A 4,279-nucleotide genomic window follows, 5' to 3' on the forward strand; every position below is an offset into this window, starting at 1 on the left:
ACGATAACGATATCTATAATACTAATTCCAAATTCAATTTTTGCAGATATTGGTGATACAGAATTTAAAATCACTTCTGCAGACGCTGCTGCTCATCAATATTTTGGAAATTCTGTCTCCATTTCAGGAGACAATGCTATCATTGGGGCACCGAATGAAGATATTAATGGCATTGATAATTCAGGGGCAGTTTATATTTTTAAAAAAAATGGTGCCGAATGGATTCAAGCAACAAAAACAACTCATCCTGATGCTGATACTCATTCTTATGGCTCGCAGTTTGGAAAATCTGTCTCCATATCAGGAGATTATGCCATTATAGGAGCCCCTTCGGATCAAGCTGGAATTGCTGGTACCAATTACGTAGGATCAGCTTTTATTTTTAAAAATAATGGTACTGAATGGATTCAGGAAGCAAAACTGATTGACTATAATGAGGTATGGTTTCAACGTGATTACGGTTTGGGATCTTCAGTAGCCATATCAGGAGATTATGCTATTGTAGGAACAGATATAGGTCAAAGTCATTCAGTTCATATTTTCAAGAGGGATGGTGTAGAATGGATTTCTGACGCACGATTTGAAACTGAAAATAATGCATCTGCTTCTTTTGGAAAGGCTGTCTCTATCTCAGGAAATTATGCTATTGTCGGGGCTTCAACGGATAATGGAGACGGTGGTGCTGGATGTTATTCCGGTGCAGCATATATTTTTAAAAGAGATGCTACAGGATGGGCTCAGCATGCAAAATTAATTGCTGCTGATGCTGTTTGTCAAGACCGATTTGCGGATTCAGTATCTATATCAGAAAATTATGCAATTGTAGGTGCGTGGCACAATGCTGGCAACAGCATAGAACAATCAGGAGCAGCTTACATTTTCAAGAATAATGGGAATGAATGGCTCCAGGAATCAAAGCTTACTGCCAATGATGCTGATTCTATTGATTATTTTGGCGGGTCTGTATCTATATCAGGTAACTATGCTATTGTCGGTGCTTATAATGATGAAGAGGGTGGAATAGGTGCTGGTTCATCTTATATTTTCAAAAATAACGGGAGTACATGGATTCAGGAAACAAAACTTATTGCAGACGATGCTGTTTCTAATGCTGCTTTTGGCTACTCAGTCTCTATATCAGATAATTATGCCATTGTAGGTGCTTATAAAGATGATGAAAATGGCAGTTATTCAGGTGCGGCGTATATGTATGATATTGTCGAGACTATTGAATGTACACAAGATGATTTATCTCAAAAAATTCAAACATATATTGTGCTTACAGATAATTCAGTCCCAATTAATATGCCCCCTCAAAGCTATATTAAAGTCATGGGATCGACAAACACTAATACAATCAATGTCGAAACAGGTGCTCATGTTCAGTTACAAAATTTTATTGGTTCAAATCAAATCAATATTGAGGAGGCATCTTCACAATTTACAGTTTGTCGCTCAGGTGCGACGGTTTATTTAGTTAGCAGTGCTGGAACACTGATTCATATACCAGCAACCCTAACAAGCCAGACTCTTCGATTTGCTGATGGGAGTTCGGAGCTTATCATTAGCGGGGAAACAATACTTTTGGGTAGCCAAATTGTGGATATGAGTGGTTATGGGGTAAATAGCCCAGTAAACACTCTCGATACTTCAGCGGGTATTTTTTGATATGCAATAGTCAGAAATAGCAAATTGAGCATCAACTTGAAATGAGGTAAAAATGAATTCAGCAGCGACTGTTACAATGATAAAATTATTTGAAACTCTGCCAGAAAATCTTCAAGAAAGAGTACTGGAGCATATGAGGGAGTATATTAATGATATGGAGGATGAAAGGAAATGGAACTTATCCTTTTCAAAAACTCAAAATAGCCTCGCCGCTGCTGCACAGCAAGCCAGAAAAGAGATATCGGAAGGCAAATCAAAGCCTATGGATATCAAGCAGCTATGAAATCTCACACTCTTCCTTCTTTTTGGGACGCATACAGAAAGCTTGATCAGTATGTGAAAAATCAGGCGAGAAAAAAATATGAGCTATGGCTTGAAAATCCATTTTATCCTTCACTGCATTTCAAGTGTATCCATACTTCTGAAAACATCTGGTCAGCAAGAGTTACACTCAATTACAGGGCGGTGGGGGTACTTGATGGCGACACGGTGACGTGGTTTTGGATTGGAAACCATTATGATTATGAGAAGTTTTTTGGTTAACATTTGATCCACAACATGGCACTCCAGGGGACGGCGGACGGCGTAAACCTCTATCTGTTGGCTGTTGGCCGCCGCCCCTGAGCTTGGCGTTGTGCAACTTTTTATTGGAGGAATCGTATGATAAAGTACACTGTGATGAGCGTATTGGTTGGCATGTTTTTGTTGTTTTGTTCTGGATTGGCCCAGGCTGATTTGAGTGATGGCTTAGTAGCATATTATCCGTTCAATGGCAATGCAAATGATGAAAGTGGGAATGGAAATCACGGAGTTATCAATGGTCCAACTCAAACAATTGATAGGCATGGTAACAATAATAGTGCGTATTTCTTTGACGGAAGAGATGATTATATCACAATTGCTCATAATAAAATGTTAAATGTAGATAATCAATTCTCTATTTGTGCATGGATGCAAGTCAATTCTAACTCAAATGGATATTCTTCCATAATATCAAAAGGCGGTGATGATAGTAGTGGGGAGCCGCATGTGTACTTTTTAAGAATTCGTCCCTCTTCGTCAGTAAGCTCACCAATAGTTGATACAGAAAAGAGATTTCAGGTTTTTTTTCTTGGACAAGGTGGAGTTTCAGATGATAATGAATTTTCACTCATTTCCAATGAACAATGGTATGAAAACGAGTGGTCTTTTGTAGTTGGCTTGTTCAATGGTACTACATTTAAGATTTATATCAATGGGAGTTTGGATTCAGAAGGCAACTTTCACTATCCAGATAGAAATCCTGCCGGACATAGAGTGTATTCCAATTCTTATGATCTTGAAATCGGTAGAAGATTTGGTGATGAACAAAGTAAGCATCATTTTAACGGAAGTCTTGATGAAATCCGAATATACAATCGTGCCCTTTCTCAATCTGAAATTCTACAAATCTATGAAGGCAAAGTTTGTGAAGACCGATACGATGAGGGGTATGATGACGGCTATGAAACTGGAAAACAATACTGTATTGATTACCCCGAAGCCTGTGGAATTTCTGTAAGTGGCGGATGTAGCCAGGCAGATTTAAATGCAGAGTATCAAAATGGTTACAATGCCGGTTGCTCTGCCTGCTCAAACGGAAGTCCTACACCAGCCACATTATCGCCCGGACTTGATATGCATATTCCAGTGCTCCAATATGATACCCTCTTGGGCACTATGAATTTATGGGCAGATTTCGAATTTGAAGGCGAAAGCAACGGAGATCTAATTTGGAAGCTGTCAGATTTTGGCCAGGAATAGTTTCAATTTCTGAAAGATAAGCATATGGCATGGCTTTGAGAAGGGTTTTATATGGTAAATATAGAAAAACATATTTTGCATTGGAGAAATGGGGCGGACGAAGATTTTGAAGTGTCAGAACACCTCATCAAGTCAGGTAAAATCCGGCATGGACTCTTCTTCCTCCATTTGACTTTGGAAAAAATTCTCAAAGCCCATGTTTGTCGCAGTAGCGGAGACATGGCTCCGAGGATGCATAATCTTGTGAGGCTTGCTGAGTTGTCAAGACTTTCTTTTCTGGAGGAACATACCGATTTTTTAGCTGAAATGAACCCTTTTAATATTGAAGGGCGTTACCCTGAAATGTGGGGGCCTCTTCCATCTCCGGAAGATGTGGACATGCTTTTGAAAAGAACGGGAGAAATGCTCAAATGGCTGAAGAGTCAATTATAAAAACAGTTAAGCAATATTTGAAGGAACTTTTGAAGGCGGGCATTCCGGTGAAATTCGGTATTATGTTCGGTTCTCATGCACGGAATCAACAGCACAAATGGAGCGACATTGATTTGCTGGTCATCTCATCCTTGTATGATGAATTATATAGTCGGGAAGACATCAACTTGCTTTGGCGAACCGCTGCCCGAACAGATAGCAGAATAGAGCCCATTCCGGTTGGTGTCAATCGTTGGAAAAATGATGACGTGAGTACGATTATTGAAACAGCTCGGCGGGATGGGATATTGATAAAAGCGTAAAATATAGTTTATATATTGCACAACATAACGGTCGAGGGGACGCCGTGAACGGGAGCGGCTCGATCGGAGGCTGTTGGCGGCGCCCCTCACCTCAA

6 protein-coding genes are annotated in these 4,279 nt (G+C 39.8%); all 6 read left to right on the forward strand.

The window, feature by feature from the left end; translation table 11 throughout:
* Nucleotides 1-1,668 (forward strand): FG-GAP repeat protein (locus MTBBW1_RS17220; protein WP_080805272.1); only part of this gene is annotated, 1,668 nt, incomplete at its 5' end.
* Between the two features lie 52 nt (nt 1,669-1,720).
* The gene (locus MTBBW1_RS17225; protein WP_080805274.1) at nt 1,721-1,951 is read left to right on the forward strand and encodes a hypothetical protein; all 231 of its coding nucleotides are present in this window, start codon (nt 1,721-1,723) and stop codon (nt 1,949-1,951) included.
* Nucleotides 1,948-2,211 carry a type II toxin-antitoxin system RelE family toxin gene (locus tag MTBBW1_RS17230; protein ID WP_080805277.1) on the forward strand — a complete coding sequence of 88 codons (264 nt, stop codon included), beginning with the start codon at nt 1,948-1,950 and terminating at the stop codon, nt 2,209-2,211. Before MTBBW1_RS17225 ends, MTBBW1_RS17230 begins: the two co-directional genes overlap by 4 nt.
* A 117-nt stretch (nt 2,212-2,328) precedes the next feature.
* A complete protein-coding gene (locus MTBBW1_RS17235; protein WP_080805280.1) occupies nt 2,329-3,450 on the forward strand; it encodes a LamG domain-containing protein in 1,122 nt (373 codons plus the stop codon).
* A gap of 51 nt (nt 3,451-3,501) precedes the next feature.
* A complete protein-coding gene (locus MTBBW1_RS17240; protein ID WP_080805283.1) occupies nt 3,502-3,882 on the forward strand; it encodes a HEPN domain-containing protein in 381 nt (126 codons plus the stop codon).
* Nucleotides 3,861-4,184 (forward strand): nucleotidyltransferase domain-containing protein, encoded by a 324-nt coding sequence (locus MTBBW1_RS17245; RefSeq protein WP_080805285.1) that lies wholly within the window; start codon nt 3,861-3,863, stop codon nt 4,182-4,184. The genes MTBBW1_RS17240 and MTBBW1_RS17245 overlap by 22 nt, the downstream gene beginning before the upstream one ends.
* Nucleotides 4,185-4,279 lie beyond the last annotated feature (95 nt).

Source organism: Desulfamplus magnetovallimortis (genome assembly GCF_900170035.1).
Taxonomy (GTDB): domain Bacteria; phylum Desulfobacterota; class Desulfobacteria; order Desulfobacterales; family Desulfobacteraceae; genus Desulfamplus; species Desulfamplus magnetovallimortis.

Excerpts from the sequence above, each read along its gene's own strand:
- MTBBW1_RS17225 (WP_080805274.1), top strand. The coding sequence starts at position 1,721 with ATGAATTCAGCAGCGACTGTTACAATGATAAAATTATTTGAAACTCTG.
- MTBBW1_RS17230 (WP_080805277.1), top strand. The coding sequence starts at position 1,948 with ATGAAATCTCACACTCTTCCTTCTTTTTGGGACGCATACAGAAAGCTT.
- MTBBW1_RS17235 (WP_080805280.1), top strand. The coding sequence starts at position 2,329 with ATGATAAAGTACACTGTGATGAGCGTATTGGTTGGCATGTTTTTGTTG.
- MTBBW1_RS17240 (WP_080805283.1), top strand. The coding sequence starts at position 3,502 with ATGGTAAATATAGAAAAACATATTTTGCATTGGAGAAATGGGGCGGAC.
- MTBBW1_RS17245 (WP_080805285.1), top strand. The coding sequence starts at position 3,861 with ATGGCTGAAGAGTCAATTATAAAAACAGTTAAGCAATATTTGAAGGAA.